Origin of the sequence: Methanolinea sp., from assembly GCA_016699325.1 — an archaeon.
Taxonomy (GTDB): domain Archaea; phylum Halobacteriota; class Methanomicrobia; order Methanomicrobiales; family Methanospirillaceae; genus UBA9949.
Genome location: CP064971.1, coordinates 1,649,351 through 1,667,494, shown reverse-complemented (window position 1 = coordinate 1,667,494; position 18,144 = coordinate 1,649,351). Strand labels below are relative to the sequence as shown.

The window sequence follows — 18,144 nt, the reverse complement described above, 5'->3', positions numbered from 1 at the left end:
GATGTGGGGGGTTCCGGCGCCGGGACGGTGAACAACTGCTTTTATAAAATGGAGATGGTGCCTATTAAATATTATTGCAGGGTGCATTTGGGCTGGGCAATGAGATCGAGAACCAGCCGTCGGACCTGTGCAAATTCTACAGAGGTCCGCTCGCGGGGGCGGGAAAGGTGAATGGGGATGACTTCACAGATCCTGCCCGGGCGGGGGGTAAGCACGATCAGCCGGTCGGCAAGATATACGGCCTCATCGACGCTGTGGGTGACAAATATAATCGTTTTTTTTGCCTTCTCCCAGATCTCGAGAAGCTCTTTCTGGAGATTGTTCCTGGTCTGGGCGTCGAGAGAGCCGAACGGTTCGTCCATGAGCAGGATTTGGGGCTCGATTGCCAGCGCTCTTGCCACTGCAACCCGCTGGCGCATACCCCCCGAGAGTTCGTGCGGATAGCGCTCGGCAAAGTCACCGAGTCCGACCAGGCGGAGATAGTCCATAGCCACTTCACGCGCCCGCGACTTGTGCATGCCTCCCACTTCTAGGCCGAAGGTGACATTGTCCCGGACCGTCCTCCACGGATAGAGTGAGTATTCCTGGAAGATCATCGCCATCCGCGGGTTCCTGCCTGATATGATCTCTCCGTTAATCTCGATAGACCCTGATGTGGCGGGTTCCAGGCCGGCGATGATGCGGAGGAGGGTCGTCTTCCCGCAGCCTGATGGGCCGAGGACCGATACAAATTCCTCGTCTGCAACAGAAAACGTGATGTCGGATATGGCACAAATGGATTGGTTTCCCGTGATCGGGAATTCCTTGGTGAGGTTCCGGATTGTCAGCGTCATCTGAGGATCACCCTCTTTCCATCGGTTCGACTCATCGTTCGAGCGCCCTCCACGAGAACCATCTTCGTTCTCCAGCCTTGAATATCTGGTCGATTACGATCCCGATGACCCCAATCATGACCATGCCGGCAATGATGACGTTGGTCTGCCCGAAATTGTATGCATAGAGGATGAGATACCCAAGTCCAATGGTTGTTCCCGGCAGCCATTCGGCAGCAACAACACACATCCACGCGATGCCAAACCCAACGCGGAGCCCGGTCCATATGGTCGGCGCTGCACCATGGAGGATGACTTTCCCGAGAATGTCGGCCTCCCGTGCACCGAGTGTCATCGCCAGCTCCACCCATGTCCGCTTTATCGATTTAACGCCGTCAATGGTGTTGAGGAGAATGGGAAAGAATGCCCCGATAAAGATGATGAAAACCATCGAGGCGAGACCGATCTTGAACCATGCCAGCGCCAGGGGGACCCATGCGAGCGGTGGTATAGGACGGAGGAGCTCGATGGCTGTGTCCAGGAAATCGTTCAGGATCGCAGATCTGCCCATCACGATTCCGAGGGGGATAGCGACAAATGCGGCAAGCGCAAATCCCGATCCAACCCGGAACAGGCTCACCGCAGCGTTGTCCACCAGGCTGCCGGTACCGAGCGTGAACTCGTCAGAAAAAGGGTGGAGCAGGATTGGAATTACGGTGGTCAGGGAAGGAAGAATAAAAGGGTTGTCAATGAGATATGCAGCAACCTCCCATCCCACAATGAGAAGGACAGGGAGGAGCAAGGTGATTGGGCTCCTCATGTTCCTGAAAGGTTATCCTTCACTTACAGATAAACCACTCTCTTTCAGCGAGTACCGTATCATGACATCCTGGATGGATCCTTTTCCCGGAGCCGCGATAACCAGTGGTTTTCCTGCTGCTGAACGGGCATTGGCCCACTCCACGAAACTTTCCCAGTCCGTTGCCGGGGACTCGTTGGAAACAACAACTCCGGAGCCCTCGGTGTTGATGGCGAGCAGGATCTTGACGGGCGTTCCTTTATCCACCGCCGCGATAACGGGCGGGTTCCCGACATATGCCATCTGGATGGCATTTGTGGAGGCGAGTTGCATCAGCTGTGGCCCGGCATCCCCGGGGATGAGCCTAACATCGGCTACCTTCTGGCCGTTGACCATCAGTTCTGCCTTTTCTGGCCGGGAAGTTGTCGCGCCAACCGGTTTCAGGGCAATCCCATATTGGTCATTGAAGTACTGCCAGTTCTTCACCGCCACGAAGAGAGCAGCGTCGTGATCAGAATTAAGGTACCCGATTCCGATCTCCTTTCCGACAGGCGCTGGCGTGATGATGGTGCCTGAGTCGATCATGGCCTTCGCCTGGCTGTAGGGACCGGTATCGAACAGGATTGCGATGGTCTCTTCATCGGTCGTATTTGCAAGGGAGTCCGTCAATACCCCGAGCGCACGGAGGGCGTGAACGAATTCGATGTTTCCTTCAATCCATTTTTCGGTCGGTTCGTTCACGAACTTCACCGTGGGGAAGGCCTGCCTGAGCACCTCAACTGAAGAGACCGAGATATCACCAAAGGTGAAATTTCCCTTGCCCGCCAGCCAGTCAGCCACAATCTCCGCACTCTTGTCGGGATTCTCCCTCACGTATTCTGTGGAGAGGATGGTAAGCGCAGACATTGCATTAACGAGATCGGGATGTTCAGCGATGGTATCCTGGCGGGCGGAAAAGACACAGCAGGGGTGGTTTGTCCATTTTCCTTTTGGTGGAAGGTCACCGGAATACAGGAGTACCTTCCCGATTCCTGCCAGCGGCGCCACTTCTGGGGTGGGCTGCCAGGCAATATAGGCATCGATCTGGCCGGTCCCCAGGAGGATCGGCATCGGGCCGGTCCCCCGGGCCTGGATCAACGATACCGTGCCCTCTTCATGAGGGGGGGAGATTGTGTAGAATGCAACTAGCAGGGCAATCACCACGATTGCTGCTAGTGCAACGAGGAGTGATTTCTTCATGCATAGTAGGTATGGCTGGCAATCTATAAATTATCTTATTGAATCAAATCAATTATACATTTGTATTGTTTTAACAGTATTATTGTACATCACGATTGTTTTATGTATAGAAGCGTCCAGTATTTTCTTTTTGGGGCAATACAATATACAATAGTATTTTATAACGCGAATAATTACTCTTTCTGTACAATACTATGGTACTTACCGACCCTATCGATCGGCTGATTCGTGCAGCCCTGGCATCCGACCAGGAATTTGTCCGGGCACTCCACCAGATCATGAAGAGTGACTTCAGGATCAGTGTCCGCGAACTCTCGGAAAAAAGCGGGATCGCTCAAAGTTCGCTATATAAAATCCTCCATGGGCAGCGTTCCCCAAATCTCTCAACGCTCCGGTCGATCGTCAATGCCCTGCGCCTCTTCGAGGGAACCGGGGAGGGGGAATTTATCGGTCTCATCGCTGCCCGACCTGTCCTGGATACCGTGCAGGAACGGAATGCCGAGGTTGACGGGAGAAGGATACGGGTTCGGGAATACCCTGTCCACACCATGGAAGATGCAATCGTGGCCGCCGTCCGGGCCGAGCGGGAAGGTGCGACCGCCATCGTCTGCGCACCGATTGTCTCGAGCATCATAGAGCAGCTCGTCCACATCCCGGTTGCCACGATTGTCCCCCGGGACTCGGTGCAGCGGGCCATCGAGCTTGCTGCGCGGAAGGCGTGGCTTTAATCTTTTTTCGCGCCATTCACTAAGAACAGAGGTTGTTTTACAGATGAGCAACGATGTGGTGCGGCGGGGCCGTCTAACCGGCGAGCGGTCCGGCGAGATGATGCACTTTCTCTCTTCGATGGGAGCGGACCGGCACCTGGCAGATGCGGATGTTTTGGTCGATATTGCACATGTCATGATGCTGCAGAAACAGCGGATCATTGAACCCGGAACAGCTGCACCGCTGCTCTCTGCTCTCCTCAAACTCTATGACGACGGCATTCCCGAATCGGCGTTCGGGGACCAGTTCGAAGATATCCATGCCGCGATTGAGTCATTTCTTATCGAGAGCATCGGGGAAGAGGCAGGAGGAAGGCTGCATTCCGGCAGGTCCCGGAACGACGAAGTTGTTGCGTGCCTGCGCATACGCCTCCGGGAGGACATCCTCCGGCAGCTCTCCATCATCTGCAAGCTGCGCGACGTCCTCCTCGCGCTTGCGGAAAAACACCAGGATGCGGTCATGCCAGGGTTCACGCATCTCCAGCACGCCCAGCCGACAACCCTTGCCCACTACCTCCTCTCATATGAGCAGGCATTCTCCCGCGATTTCGACCGCCTGATGCAGGCATTCTCGCGGGTAAACCAGTCCCCGCTCGGATCTGCCGCTTTTTCGTCAACGGGCTTTCCCATCAACCGGGAATACACCGCTTCCCTGCTCGGGTTTGAAGGAGTCATAGGAAATACCATGGACGCCGTTGCCTCACGCGATTTTGCCCTTGAAGCCCTGGCAGACATGACGCTCCTCATGCTCACCGTCAGCCGCCTCTGCGAGGATCTCATCTTCTGGAGCACGGTCTTTGTCCGGTTCGTCACTCTCGACGATGCGTTCTGTTCCACAAGTTCGGTTATGCCCCAGAAAAAGAATCCCGACAGTGCCGAGATCATGCGGGCCAAGGCAGGGTCGGTCCTCGGAGCATTCATAGCATCGGCCGCCATCGTCAAAGCGCTCCCGATGAGCTACAACCGGGACCTGCAGGAACTTACGCCTAGCCTGATCCGCGGTGTGCAGGATACCAAGCACACCACCAGCCTGCTCGCTGAATTGCTGGCTTCTGCAACATTCGATACGGCAAGAATGAGGGAGGAGGCCGGACGCGGGAATGCCACGGCAACCGATCTTGCGGATATGCTGGTCCGTAGGTTTGGGCTCCCGTTCCGGACCGCCCACAGTATCGTGGGGCGTGCCGTCCAGAAAGGGGAGCCGGATCTCCGGAACCTCGACGCCGCTGCCGTGGAAATAACCGGATCTTCGCTATCTTCACAGGGACTTACAGCCTCCGATATCGTGGAAGCACTTGATATCGATAAGAGCGTTCAGGAAAAGCGGGCGACCGGTGGCCCTGCAAGGGTTGCTGTCGCTGCCATGCTGGAAGACCGGAAGAGGCAGCTTGCCCTGGACCGCGGATTACTGGATTCCCGGAAGGAGCACATTTCAGCGGCACTTGCGCGGCTTATCCGTGATGCACGGAGGGTTGTTACGTGAGCGATGAATTCAGTCCCGGGGATATTGTCACCTTAACGGTTGGCAAAAATCCCCGGAAGGGGACCTACATTACCAGCCGGGATGGCCATTGCGTAGTGAAACTGGAGAACGGCTATAACATCGGCGTTCCGCTCTCCTGCATCTCCCACACTTTCCGCCCGGAGCCGGAGCATGCACCGGAACCATTCATATACCAGGACGAGACCTTGCCCCGACTTTCCATTGTTTCAACTGGGGGCACGATTGCCAGCCGGATCGATAGCCGGTCGGGGGCCGTGACCAGCCAGTTTGATGCAGCCGACGTCCTGCGGGCCATACCCCGCCTCCGGTCCTTTGGCCACTACAGGGTGCGGAAGCTTACCACTATCCTTTCTGAAAATATGACGCCTGGCATCTGGCAGCAGCTCGCCAGGGCGGTATATGAAGATATTAGGGATGGTGTTGCTGGCGTCATCGTCACCCATGGAACGGATACCATGGCCTACAGTGCGGCTGCACTGAGCTTCATGCTCGAGACTCCGGTCCCGGTCATCTTTGTCGGATCACAGCGATCGGCGGATCGCCCCAGCAGCGACAGCACAATGAACGCGTTGTGCAGTGCCAGCGCCGCGACCTCCAGTCTTGGAGAGGTTGCGGTGGTGATGCATGCCAGCACAAACGATGATGCCTGCGCAATTCACCGCGGCACCAGGGTCAGGAAGATGCATTCTTCCCGGAGGGACGCATTCCGAAGCATTGGGATGCTCCCGATCGGGAGTGTCGAGTATCCCTCCCTTGCTGTCCATCTCGAACCCTGCGCCGTGCGCCGTGGTTCGTCCGAACCCGCCCTGAACGAGAGCCTTGAAGAGCGGTGTGCGCTCCTTACCTTTTTCCCCGGCATGTCTCCTTCAGTCATTGAGGCATTCTTAGGGTATGCTGGACTGGTAATCTCGGGAACAGGCCTTGGCCATGTGAGCACAGCACTGGTTCAGCCTATCCAGAAGCTGATTGAGGAAGGCACGATGGTGGTGATGACCTCCCAGTGCCTCCACGGGAGGGTCTGTGACCGGGTATACGATACCGGCCGGGACCTTCTCAAGGCCGGGGTCATCGAAGGGGAGGATATGCTCCCTGAAACGGCCCTTGTCAAGATGATGTGGGTGCTTGGAAACGTGAAAGATCCCGGCGATGCGGATGTCCTGATGCGGTCAAACCTCAAGGGAGAGTATACCAGGAGGTCTATTGATGGATTTTGAAATGACAGGAGGACCGCCGTTCGATTACGAGCACCTCGGCTTCAAGGCAGGAATCGAGATCCACCAGCAGCTGAATACCCAGGAGAAACTCTTCTGCCATTGCCCGACTGTGCTGCGGAAGTTCGATGAACGGAGTGGGGAGTTTTACCGGTACCTCCGCGCAACCGAGAGTGAACTCGGTGAGATCGACGAGGCGGCGAAAGCGGAGATGAAACATGAACGAAAATTCTGCTATTATTGTTACGATACGACCTGCCTGGTTGAAGACGATGAGGAGCCTCCTGCGCCGCTCAATTCGGAAGCCCTTGAAACCTGCTGTATTATCGCCCGTACCCTCTCGATGACTCCCATCAACCAGGTCCATACCATGCGGAAACTCGTTATCGATGGGTCTAATACCAGCGGTTTCCAGAGGACGGCACTGGTAGCGCTGGACGGCACGCTCCCTAATGGCGGAAGCATCGAGACCATCTGTCTCGAGGAGGAAGCTGCTCAGCGCATGGAGGGGGATACCTTCTCCCTGGACCGTCTGGGTATACCGCTGGTAGAAATTACCACTTCGCCCTGCATGAAAACGCCCGAAGAAGTCAGGGAAATCGCTGCGTTCCTGGGAATGGTGCTCAGGTCCACCGGACGGGTGAAACGGGGCCTGGGCACCATCCGGCAGGATGTAAACATCTCTATCCGGGACGGTGCCCGGGTGGAGATCAAGGGAGTCCAGGAACTTGATCTCATCACAGAGGTGGTGAACCGGGAGGTGATCCGCCAGTGCAACCTTCTCGCAATCAGGGAACACCTGAGAAGTCGTGGAGCATCGGTGATTGAAGAGTTGTTCGATGTCACCGGCATCTTTGTGAATACAAAATCAACGATTCTGAAGAAATCTTCTTCCATTCTTGCCGTCAGGCTTCCAGGTTTTGCAGGATTGGTGGGAAGAGATATCCAGCCGGGCAGGAGGCTTGGCAGCGAATTTGCTGACTATGCAAAGAAATGCGGTGTGGGCGGGATCTTCCATACCGATGAACTTCCCTCCTTCGGCATCACAGCAGAGGAAGTTGCACACCTGCGTGCGTTTCTTGGGTCGGATGACAATGAATGCATCGTCATCGTTGCTGCTGACGAAGGGAAGGCCAGGTGTGCGGCCCATCAGGTGGTTGCCCGGGCCGGTTGGGCTCTCAAGGGTGTGCCGGAAGAGACCAGGAAGATGCTAGATGAAGGTAGCACTGCATACATGCGACCTCTCCCCGGGGCTGCCCGGATGTATCCGGAAACCGATGTAGTCCCGGTCCCCATTTCAGCAGACTGGTTCGCATCCCTCCCGCTCCCTGAACTCCTGACTGCAAAACGGGAACGGTTTATCCGCGAATATCGCCTGGATCCTGCGCTTGCCACACAGCTCATGTCATCCGAGCAGGTATTTTTCTTCGAAAAGATGGTCGCCGATGGGATCTCTCCCGGTCTCGCTGCGCGGACGCTTCTCTCGACGATCAAAGAGCTATCCCGTGCAGGCACCGATATCCAGGAACTCCGGGACGAGGATATCGTTGCCGTGCTCAAGGCAGTCGAGCGTGGTGAGGCGGCCAAAGAAGCTATACCCGCTATTCTCGGAATGATCGCTTCGGGTGCTTCGGTCCCTGATGCGCTCCGGCATTGTGCTCCGGTCATGTCCCGTGATGCGCTCAGGGATATCGTACGGGAGATTGTCAATGAGAGGAAGGACTTCATTGCCAAACGCGGGAGCAGCTCGCTTGGGCCCCTCATGGGAGTTGTTATGGCCGCGGTACGGGGTTCTGTTGATGGCAAGCTGGTGAGTGAAGTTCTCCGCCAGGAGATAACCGCACTTCTTTCCGGGGAAAAATCCGGAGAAGGAGATAAAGTTTAAGCAGTGTCACGGTGTATGATGTAAGGAGTTTCAGATATGGGAAAAACGGGAACCGTTCAATGGGTACAGGTGAAAGGCGTGAAAGGGCAGATCAGGCTGGTACCCAAATCCGAAGGGGAAGTTAAAAGGCCCGGACCGAACCAGCGGTTCAAAGCCGGTGCATCGATCAAAAAGCTCGAACAGGAATCCGGTGAAGGACGAGGTGGCTCCCGGGGTGGCGGGCGAAGGGGAGGAGGCCGGAGCAGCCGGGGCGGCCGCGGGGGCCGGATGGATTCTGGACCTGCGGCCAACCCCATGGTCAGGAAACCGATGCGCCGATCAAAAACATCGATTATGGGCGCAAAACAGAAATCAAGCCGCTGATTGGGCTGGCATCCTATCGCCAATACCACTTTTTTCGCCGGACAGTGCTATTTCTTGGCACCAGGGATGGGTATTTCCGCAACTATCATCATCGGGTGAGCCTAAAAGAGGAAACATGGATCTCAGGACTGCCGTAAAGAGCTATCAGTTTGCCGAACGAGCGAAATCTGAGCTGATCATCTGCTCCCAGCTGGTGACCGCCCTAGCTGGATTTCCCGATGCTGAGAAAAAGGGGGCACGCAGGATGCTGATCATGGTTCTCGATTCGGTCAGGGCTGAACTCCAGTTTGCATTCCGCGGGACGGACCAGAACGAATTCCGACGAGCGATCGACCTGATGAGCGAGGCGATCAGCCTGACCGAGAGCGACCAGTATGGCGCCGCATCGCTCCGGCTTTCGGAGGCAATCAGTATGGTGACCACAGCTGCCCAGGGCGCATGGCAGATGCTCGGTGAACATGGACTCATCTGAATTCTTCGAATTCCTGGCAGGCCGGAGCTCGGTCAGGGAATATGGTGCCGGCGAGATACACGACCGCGAACTTACTTTTCTGCTGGATTGTGCAAGCACTGCCCCCAGTGCTGGTAACCTCGAGGCCTGGGATGTCGTATTAGTGAGGGACCAGGAGCGGCGGGAAGCCCTTTCAGGCGCAGCACTCGGACAGTTCCAAGTCCGGGCCGCCCCTGCACTCTTTGTGCTCTGTGCCAACTATGTCCGCTCGATGTCACGGTACGGAGAACGGGGTATTCTCTATGCTATCCAGGATGCGACTATTGCCGGCACCTATCTCCTTCTTGCTGCCCACGCACTGCAGCTCTGTTCATGCTGGGTGGGCGCGTTCGATGAGGAGGAGACCAGGAGCATCCTCGGCCTTCCACATCATATCCGGCCGATCGCCATCATCTGCATCGGGCGGGGCACGCCTCCCGCAGAACTGACCGGGCGGATGCCGGTATCCGAGCATCTCCATAACGAGGTATGGTAGGGGGGCCGTTAAAAAATGCCCGATTATCTTGTGGTGCTTGAATCAGCATGGGTTATCAAGGATGTGAAATCCCTTGACGATGCCGTTAGGATCGCTATCAGTGAAGCCGGCAAGCGCCTCAATCCCACGGCAAAGTATGTTGAGATCGAAGCCGGAATGCTTGCATGTCCGTTCTGTGACGGAGAACTGAACAGCGCCCTGGTTGTTGCCAATACGGCACTGGTCGGCCTCCAGCTGGAAATGAGGGTGTTTCGTGCCGAATCACCGGATCATGCGGCAAAGATCGCCCGGTCTGTAATCGGGAAGGCACTCCGGGATGTCCCACTCCAGGTAAAGGACATATGCGAACTGTGATCCATGTTACCGGCCACACGGCAATCGATCACATTGCACGGGTCGACTCCCTCCCCCGCCCTAACAACTCGGCGATTATCACGGACCGGAAAATTTTCTATGGCGGGGGCGCTGCAAATATCGCGGCAGGAATCGCCTGCCTGGGTGGTGTGGTTACACTGGTAAGTGCAGTCGGCGACGATTTCCCGGGCAGTGATTATGACTCCTGGCTGGACAGTCTTGGAGTGCGGAAAGAGATATCCGTTGTTCCCAGCACACATACTCCCACCGCGTTTATGTTTACCGATGAAGAAGGGGATCAGATCACCTTTTTCGAATGGGGCGCTTCAGGTGTTTTCCGTGAACTGGAACCGCCGCCGTATCCCTTCGTTCATATGGCAACCGCCGATCCGGTGTACAATGTAAAGGTCGCCTCATGTGCAGAGTTCTCGTCCTTCGACCCCGGACAGGACCTCCACCGGTACACCAAGGGACAGCTTTTGGATATACTCTCACACATCTCTATCCTTTTTGCAAATAACCACGAGGTCGATGGAATGTGTAAGATAACTGGGCTGTCCCGGGAAGCCATCATCGGGCAGGTCCCGATGGTGGTATTCACCTGCGGTTCGCGCGGAAGCATCCTCTATATGAACGGCGAGGACTGGCACATCCCGGCAATCCCGGTACGGATGGTCGATCCTACCGGAGCCGGGGATGCCTACCGGGCTGGTTTTCTGACCGCATTTACCAGGGGAATTCCCCCCTCTTCCTGTGCCAGGGTAGGGACCGTGTGTGCTTCGTTTGTAGTGGAATCTGCGGGCTGCCAGACGAACCTTCCGGACTGGAAGCGGATGGCGGATCGATACAGCCAGGTATTTGGGAAGAGCGATGATTTATTTGGCACCTGATCTTCCTGACCTGCCTGATGCAAGGATGGAGTGACAGTGGATGGTCACCAGGGGTGAGGTCAAGATAGAGGGTCTCTCAAAGTATATCTTCTCGGCGCCGTCATGGCCTACCTCGCTGTCAATTATCGTTGTGCTTGGGTTTCTGATCGATGGAGCGTCGCTGCGGTTCGGGCAGAACATCCGCTTTTTCGGGACCCTGGCGTTCACCATTCCGGCACTTGCCGGGCTTTTCCTGACCGGGCCCCTGGTATCACTCATTGTAAGACGCCTGACCTGGAACCGTTCCGCTCTTCTTGCCCTTTCCTGCACGGTTCTTGGCATCATCATCACCCTGACCGGCATGGTGATCAGTGTCGCCCTGCTGCCCCTTTCCTATGCTATCGCGACTGGATTTATCTTCGGTTCTCGCCTGGTCACGCTTGCCGCAATTGTTGATTATCGAATCGTCCGGATAATCATCCCGGCCTTCATCCAGAGTGGGGCCGGTGTCCTGGTTGGCCTGGTGTTCTTTGACCCACCCTTTCTCATACTGGCGGTGCTCCTCCATGTGGTCTTTGGCACCGGCTTCGTCCTCCTGATATGGGCGATTGATCGACCGCTCTACCGGGCCTTTCATATCCACATACTCAGCTTTCTCAATACCTTCATCGCCCATCTGACTGATGGGTCAAAGACCATGGAAGACTTCTTCCGCGAAATCGGGGAGGAAGTGTACGTGCCCCAGGTCTCTCTCTTTTTTAAACGGGAGAAGGGCCGCGGGGTAATCTTCACGGTTCCCAATGTTCATCCGGGACCGATGGGGGAGATCGGGGGCGGGGCCCTCCCAAAACACCTTCAGAATGCGTTTTCAGAGTTGGTGATGATGTCGCACGGCACAGCTACCCATGACTTCAACCTTGTCTCTGAGGAGGAGTGTGAAAAGATTGTAACGGCAATCCGTGCCGGGAAAGACCGGACCATCTATTTACCTGACGCGAGCAGGGCTCATCGCTGCCAGCATGGTGCTGTCTCTCTCCTTTACCAGGTCTTTGGCAAAACCCTTCTGATGGTCAGTACCCGTTCCCCCCACAAGACTGAGGATATCGATTTCGGTATCGGAATGACCATTATGGCGGAAGGGCACCGCTCATTCCCCCACGTTGCTTTCGTGGATGCACATAACTGTTTCACCGGGGATATCACTAATGTCTCCCCGGGCACGCTCGCCTCGCTCGAATACCTGCAGGCCGCCTTCCATGCCATTGATACAGGGCCAGGGCTCGAACAGTTCCCCCTTGAAATGGGAGCTTCCCAGGTTGTTATGCCGTTTTCCAGGACCCAGGGGTTCGGAGACCAGGGCATCGAGACCCTGGTCATCCGGGCCGGAGGACAGACCACTGCCTATATCCTGATCGATGGGAATAATGTTCTGGCCGGGGTCAGGGAAGTGCTGCGCGACCACGCACTCACCCTTGTCGACGAAGCAGAGATCATGACCACGGATTCCCATGTGGTCAATACGGTTAGCGGAAAGAACCCGGTCGGTTTTGTGGTTCCACCAGGACAGATCATCCCCTATCTTGAGCAGTCGATACATAATGCACTCGATGATCTTTCTCCTGCCAGTGCCGGGGGCGATACTGCCCTCTGCGAGCGGGTGGTGGTTTTTGGCTCCCAGCGGATAGCGCAGCTTGCGAGTACAGTGAACGCCATGGTGCTTTTTATTCCGCCCCTCTCTATCGGTATGCTCCTGCTGGCGTTCCTTCTTTCTGTCGTCATCTATCTCATTATCGTGTAAAGAACATGAGTCTCCTGGAGGACAGAAGCATGCAGTCTGAAAATGCCTGGATGCATTTCCTGTAGAAGGCATACCCCGGGTTCATGGGAGCATTCCGCGGCAAAGGATGCTCGGAGATATACCATAATTACCGTATCATCGGGTTTTATCACGAAAACCGGATTCGGGTACCTCCCCGGCTGCTACCCGCGGACGCATGCACGACTTCACGGCGCGGCAGGCAACTGCAACAAAGATTGCATTGCATGGAGAAACAGACCATCATGGCCAGCACCTGGATACACAATTGATGCATGAGAGTATCAGACATCGATCAATTAGAGTATCAGCAATTCCTGCTTTATCCAGGGCCAGGCCATGCTGGCTTCATTCATCTTTTGTTTGATGTGCCTATAAACCTTTCTATAAAGATTGGTCAGAATGCCTTTATTTTTCTATATCAAGGCCATTGCGGGCATATGAATGCAGAAAAACGCAGGACATGGCGAGGGCAACCGAAGTGCACTTCTCCTGAAAAATAAATATAAAACATTATTTTAAAAATCTAAGCAAGAATCGGCGTCAGACGCCATCTTTACATACTCTCCTGGTCAATAGATAATGCGTGGGTGACATGACATGGGAAAGGTGGCATATGTCTCATATACTCGTGCGGGCACCGCACGCCGCTCAGGCCGGGGGTTTTCCATGGATATTTCAGGAGCACGGTATTTCATCACTCCGGAAGATATACACTCCCTGATGGTCAGCCGGATGGTCGATGTGGTCGACCAGCGCGGCGAACATGAAGGGTCAGCCTGGCTTTCTCCAATCCTTGGTTCCCGCAAGCAGGACCTCACCGCTCTCATACGGCGGCACCTATATGTGGTTGGCTACCGCGACTTTTCACGTGTTCTGGATGGCCATATCAGGACTGCACCGGTAAGAGAGTTCCATCCGGTTTGAACAGGACCAATCCTACACGAACAGGCAGTACCGGGATTTTTCACATGGCGGGTACCGGTCCTGACATGCAGTCTTAACCGATGGATCCAAATTTATTTGCCATTCCCTGAAAGCCCGGGGAATACCCCTTTTTCCTGGTTCTATGTTCCCGTCAGGTCTACCGGACAGGTTGTGATTACCGGGGGACCCCCCCCCTGCTCCAGACCATCCTTTTTGGGATGGTGGGGCGATATTCCTTGTGTGGACTCACTGACCCACGCCTTTGTGGTTGTCCTGGCTGCCGCTGGAACGCTCTCCAGGCCGTTTCTTTTTATCCTGGTGCTGGGATCCGTTTTTCCGGATGTGGATATCCTCTTTAAGCCGCTCTCTGATCGCTACCCTTCACTCTACCTGTTCACCCACGGCGGAATAGCCCATAGCATCCTGGGGGTACTTGCCATGGCCCCTCTGGTGCTTATCGGGGTTTTCCTGGCTGCATCAGCCGGTTTTTTCCCCGATCCCGGACAGGGATTTTCCTGGGTTCAGATGGGGATATTGTTCATTTCAGGGGGGTTGACCCACCTTTTCCTGGATGCACTTGCCTGCCCGGGAATTCCTCTATTCTACCCATTCTCTTCCAAAAAATATACCGCATGTATATTTCCAGGCCCAAGCCTTGTCCTCTTTGCGGCAAGCTTGCTCTTTGCCGCGATGATCTTCACCAGGCATGGCGGGCCTGAGGTCATTCTGGCGTATGCATCAGGCAGCGCCCTCTTCATTCTTTCCAGCGGGATAATCGCCCTTGTCGTTGCCCGGAGGGTTGATGGAAAGGCCATTCCCACGTTCAACCCGCTCCGGTGGCTCGTCTTCAAGGATGACGGAAAACAGTATCTCCTGTCATGGTACAGCCCTCTTTCCGTTTCGGATACGGTGATATCTTTCCCGAAATATGTGAATACAACGCTGACCGATCTCGAACCCCTGGTCCGGCAGCCTGAATACCAGCGGTTGCGTTTTTATTCTTATGCGGTTTGCGCAGAACAGGACGGCGATCATATCATCTTTTTCGACCCCCTTCGATCGGGGCACTTCATTTTTTATCCGCCGTATTATACCCGCATTGTCCTCCCGGCACAGGATAACGATTCTCTTCGTCCATGAACAGGAAAACATCCAGGAACTGCGATGGCAAAAAACTGATCTAACCGGTCGGGATAGCGGGTTTGTTGCCATCAGATCGTTGGGGCTGTATGGATATCCCGGACTCTTCCCATGTAAGAATTACATCTCTCCATGCAATGGAGGGGTCACGAGAGACTATCGCACCTTTCTTCTGGATTTTCCTCATCCCTCTTTGCCGGGATTAATGATCGGGGATGGTATTCCCAAGTGATGCCAGTTTCCGGGCGAGAACCCGCTGCTCGGTTACATCTTCGACAATACCATTGATGTAGGTTATTTCGCCACTGCTGCCGAATGTCGCGAGGGCCGTTACCAGAACATAGGCAACCGACCCGTCTCCCCGCTTGAGGAGTATCTCCCTGTTCCGGACAAATCCTTTCTCCCTCAGATCCCTGAGCAGTTCCTCCCTACCATGGGCCTTGATAAAAAGATCCGAAACTGGCACATTCTGCACAGACTGGATAGAGGGATATCCCAGGATCCTGACCAGCGAGGTATTCCCCCAGAGGAAACGGCCTTCAGGATCCCCGGTACTGCGATAGACTCCCACGTTTATTGAATCAACCATGTCGCGGTACCGGGATTCAAGTTTCTGAAGCCGCTCTTCCGCTTTCCGGGCCGAAATATCCTTGATGATAGTCGAGATCCCAATAATCTGGTCATTCCTATCGTATATCGGAGAGATCGTCACTGAAACATCGATTATCCTTCCGTCTTTCTTCTTTCTCTCTGTCTCAAATCCGGAAATGTATTCTCCCTGCAAGACTTTTTTGAGGAGTATATCTTTCTCGTGGATTCGATGCTGAGGAAAGATAATATCGATATCCCTGCCCACGACTTCTTCTGCTGTATATCCAAAGATCCGTTTCGCCCCTGGATTCCATGTCTTAATCCTGCCTGATGTCGTCATCCCGATTATCGCATCATGGGACGACCTGACAATCTCAGCCAGGAGATTCCTGTCTTTCTGCGCCTCCTCCTGGTTTGAGATATCCTCGTAAAAGACGAGCTGGCAGCCGTCAGGCAGAGTAACCGGATGGAAAATGACCGATTTAAAGGACCCATCCTTGCACCTCACCCGGAACTGCCGGGAACGGATCTCACCGATGATCGACTTCTTGAGGTCGCTGATCCAGAGATCAAGGGCTTTTTGCATGATATCTGCATCCGGAAATGCCTTCAGGAACCACATTGACCCGGTCGGTATATCTTCAAGGGTATATCCGAACATTTCAATGAAACTGTTATTGACGTAGAGGTACTTTCCCTCAGGATTTATGATGGCAATCGGCAGGTATGCCTTTTCAGTGATAATCCTGAACCTGTTGTCGCTCCGAGAATACGATCTCCATGCCACAAGCCGTTGATAGGTGAGCATCCCCATCCGGATGAAGGTCTCAACAAGGGTCCTGTTCTCAAGCGTTTCCATTGTCGGCAGCGAGATGGCCACAGCTCCGACAATTTCGCCTTCCCCGATCCCCAGTGTGACATATGTTTTCCTCTCACCGGTCAGGGCACTGAACCGGTCATGGAGATTGTTACCAAGAATAGAGGCAATCAGCTCTTTGGAGATTTTAGTTAATTTTCCGACAAATGCCTGCCGCAGTTCAGGTTCACTGCGGAGAACGGAGGGAGAGACCGGGAACCTGATGGGAGATCCTGCAAAATCGGTATCAAGAAGGTCAACCCCTTCCTCGTTGATGATCGATTTTGTCACCATTTCCCTGGTTCTCCGGTCATACGTGAATATAAATTGAACGGCGTTCGGAACAAGTTCACGGATTCCAGCAGCGAGATATTGGATGAGATCTTTTTCGCGGGAAAAGGCCATGAAGTCGCATGAGCTGCGGCAGAGAAAGTCGAGGTGAGCGACATGCGACCTGCGTTCCTCTTCAGCGATCTGTTCTGCCGTGATATCCCGTGCAATGCCATGGTATCCAAGCAATCGTCCAGCATCGTTATGGATGGCCTGAACGGCAATCGAGTACGGCCGATATCCTTCTGTTGTCTCCAGCCGGGAAGAGATCCTGACACCCGGTTCCCGGGCTGTCAACCCCATAATGGCATCCCTGAACCGGTCGGCCTCATTACCCGGCAGGAAATTGAAGATAGTATTTCCCCGGATATTTGATTCCGTCATTCCGAACGTCTGTGCACATCTCCAGTTCGTGAACGTGAGCGTCCCATCAGGAAGAAACCGGAAGATGAGTTCGGCCTGGTTCTCGACGATTGCCTTGTAGTGCGCCTCGGAGAGGAGAAATGCATCCCGGTAGCGTGTCTGTTTGGTGATATCCTCGATAAAAATAATCATTCCCGGAGAGGTGTTCTCGTACACCATGGGAACGTACCGTGCTTTGAAGTGATGAATCTCCGTGGAACCGTCCTCATCCGGGAGACAGACATTCAATTCTTCAATTCCACCCTCAGGAAACGCCCCGGGTTTCAAACCTGCAATCAGTGGGCTGGGATGCCCGTAAATCTTTTTTCCGATCACATCGTTCCGGACAAGGTTCACCGTGTGAAGGAGGGGCGCGTTTACTTCTATGATGACGAAGTCCTCATCGAGCACGAGGATCATATCTGAGAAATAATCGAGGATACCGGCAAGAGGGACCTTCGCCGTGGTGGTATACACCTTGCTTGTCCCGATGGTCTGCAGTTCCACCTGGCCCATCTTATGGAGATACCCGAGATCTTTTGAGACCAGGTGCCTTTGGAGACCAAGCGTATCAGCGATCTCTGATATTGAGAGCCCCCGGGGGTGGGATTTGAGGAGATCCCGGATCTTGTTTATACGCTGGTCGCCGTGGCTTTCCATTGTATCAGAGTCTGGAACGAAATCGCCAAAAAGTTTTGCTATTACGTTATTGTGCCAGCAGCGAGCGGCATCCTGTACAATCCCCTCATGCAGGAATGCCATGCAATACTGGTTAAATCACTGCCATTCAAATAACGGTTACAGAACATTCTTGCAAATAATTATTTAAATCCATCCTCCACGATTTCCTGCCGTGGGAGATCCCATGGTATTATTACGGGGGAAATTTCAACGAATAATCCAGCCAATACGGGAAAAAGAACGGTAGTATTAATCCCACACAACACGGACTATTTTCTCCGGATGGCTCGTCAAGCGATGCATGCAGGAGACTTCCTGCATGCCCTTGATTATATTGACCAGGTTCTCTTGGCCGAACCCGCTGTTGCCGCTGCCTGGCATGAGAAAGGAAACTGCCTTGATGAGTTGGGAAGGTGTGAGGAAGCACTTGCCTGCTATGACAAGGCATTAAACATCGATCCATTCGATGCCGAGAGCTGGTATAACCGTGGGCTCGTCCTGAAGCGGCTTGGCCGTGAAACCGAAGGATTCGCAAGTATCAACCGGGGAATCGATCTGGCCCTTGGGAGATAGTGTTCCCGTTACCGATACTGTACCACCGGCTGGGTCTTT

At 54.4% G+C, this 18,144-nt stretch carries 17 protein-coding genes; 13 read left to right on the top strand and 4 right to left on the bottom strand.

Translation table 11 applies throughout. The annotated features are described in order from the left end of the window. Positions 1–71: 71 nt before the first annotated feature. From IPI71_08755 to IPI71_08745, 3 genes are read right to left on the bottom strand one after another with little or no spacing between them, the layout of a single operon-like run. Positions 72–833 (bottom strand): ABC transporter ATP-binding protein, encoded by a 762-nt coding sequence (locus IPI71_08755; protein ID QQR70729.1) that lies wholly within the window; start codon positions 831–833, stop codon positions 72–74. 31 nt (positions 834–864) lie between these two features. Beyond that, the gene (locus tag IPI71_08750) at positions 865–1,632 is read right to left on the bottom strand and encodes an ABC transporter permease (protein QQR70728.1); all 768 of its coding nucleotides are present in this window, start codon (positions 1,630–1,632) and stop codon (positions 865–867) included. Between the two features lie 12 nt (positions 1,633–1,644). Beyond that, on the bottom strand, positions 1,645–2,850 hold the full coding sequence (locus tag IPI71_08745; protein QQR70727.1) for an ABC transporter substrate-binding protein: 1,206 nt from the start codon (positions 2,848–2,850) through the stop codon (positions 1,645–1,647). Positions 2,851–3,044: 194 nt separating this feature from the next. On the opposite strand from IPI71_08745, the gene IPI71_08740 reads away from it, so the two are divergent. The 12 genes from IPI71_08740 (at position 3,045) to IPI71_08685 (ending at position 14,672) form a co-directional block, all read left to right on the top strand. Beyond that, positions 3,045–3,578: a helix-turn-helix domain-containing protein gene (locus IPI71_08740; protein ID QQR70726.1), complete on the top strand. Its 534-nt coding sequence runs from the start codon at positions 3,045–3,047 to the stop codon at positions 3,576–3,578. Positions 3,579–3,621: 43 nt separating this feature from the next. Continuing rightward, positions 3,622–5,100, top strand: a complete 1,479-nt coding sequence (gene argH, locus IPI71_08735; protein QQR70725.1) for an argininosuccinate lyase — start codon at positions 3,622–3,624, stop codon at positions 5,098–5,100. Then, positions 5,097–6,335, top strand: a complete 1,239-nt coding sequence (gene gatD / locus IPI71_08730) for a Glu-tRNA(Gln) amidotransferase subunit GatD (GenBank protein ID QQR70724.1) — start codon at positions 5,097–5,099, stop codon at positions 6,333–6,335. The genes argH and gatD overlap by 4 nt, the downstream gene beginning before the upstream one ends. Before the next feature lies 1 nt (position 6,336). Beyond that, positions 6,337–8,217, top strand: coding sequence for a Glu-tRNA(Gln) amidotransferase subunit GatE (gatE, locus tag IPI71_08725; protein ID QQR72002.1), 1,881 nt, complete (start codon positions 6,337–6,339; stop codon positions 8,215–8,217). 36 nt (positions 8,218–8,253) lie between these two features. Then, positions 8,254–8,580, top strand: a complete 327-nt coding sequence (locus IPI71_08720; GenBank protein ID QQR70723.1) for a DUF5350 domain-containing protein — start codon at positions 8,254–8,256, stop codon at positions 8,578–8,580. A gap of 115 nt (positions 8,581–8,695) precedes the next feature. Continuing rightward, entirely contained in the window at positions 8,696–9,052 is a 357-nt protein-coding gene (locus IPI71_08715; protein QQR70722.1) for a hypothetical protein, read from the top strand. Next, entirely contained in the window at positions 9,039–9,566 is a 528-nt protein-coding gene (locus IPI71_08710) for a nitroreductase family protein (protein ID QQR70721.1), read from the top strand. Before IPI71_08715 ends, IPI71_08710 begins: the two co-directional genes overlap by 14 nt. Positions 9,567–9,581: 15 nt before the next feature. Next, a complete protein-coding gene (locus IPI71_08705; protein QQR70720.1) occupies positions 9,582–9,920 on the top strand; it encodes a DUF555 domain-containing protein in 339 nt (112 codons plus the stop codon). Continuing rightward, a complete protein-coding gene (locus tag IPI71_08700; GenBank protein ID QQR72001.1) occupies positions 9,917–10,810 on the top strand; it encodes a carbohydrate kinase family protein in 894 nt (297 codons plus the stop codon). The genes IPI71_08705 and IPI71_08700 overlap by 4 nt, the downstream gene beginning before the upstream one ends. Positions 10,811–10,850: 40 nt before the next feature. Next, positions 10,851–12,587, top strand: a complete 1,737-nt coding sequence (locus tag IPI71_08695; protein QQR70719.1) for a DUF2070 family protein — start codon at positions 10,851–10,853, stop codon at positions 12,585–12,587. 687 nt (positions 12,588–13,274) lie between these two features. After that, positions 13,275–13,532, top strand: a complete 258-nt coding sequence (locus IPI71_08690) for a hypothetical protein (GenBank protein ID QQR70718.1) — start codon at positions 13,275–13,277, stop codon at positions 13,530–13,532. A gap of 240 nt (positions 13,533–13,772) precedes the next feature. Further along, on the top strand, positions 13,773–14,672 hold the full coding sequence (locus IPI71_08685) for a metal-dependent hydrolase (GenBank protein ID QQR70717.1): 900 nt from the start codon (positions 13,773–13,775) through the stop codon (positions 14,670–14,672). Positions 14,673–14,874: 202 nt separating this feature from the next. Here IPI71_08685 and IPI71_08680 read toward each other — a convergent pair whose 3' ends face one another. Then, positions 14,875–17,613 (bottom strand): PAS domain S-box protein, encoded by a 2,739-nt coding sequence (locus tag IPI71_08680; protein ID QQR70716.1) that lies wholly within the window; start codon positions 17,611–17,613, stop codon positions 14,875–14,877. Positions 17,614–17,814: 201 nt separating this feature from the next. On the opposite strand from IPI71_08680, the gene IPI71_08675 reads away from it, so the two are divergent. Continuing rightward, a complete protein-coding gene (locus IPI71_08675) occupies positions 17,815–18,105 on the top strand; it encodes a tetratricopeptide repeat protein (protein ID QQR70715.1) in 291 nt (96 codons plus the stop codon). Positions 18,106–18,144 lie beyond the last annotated feature (39 nt).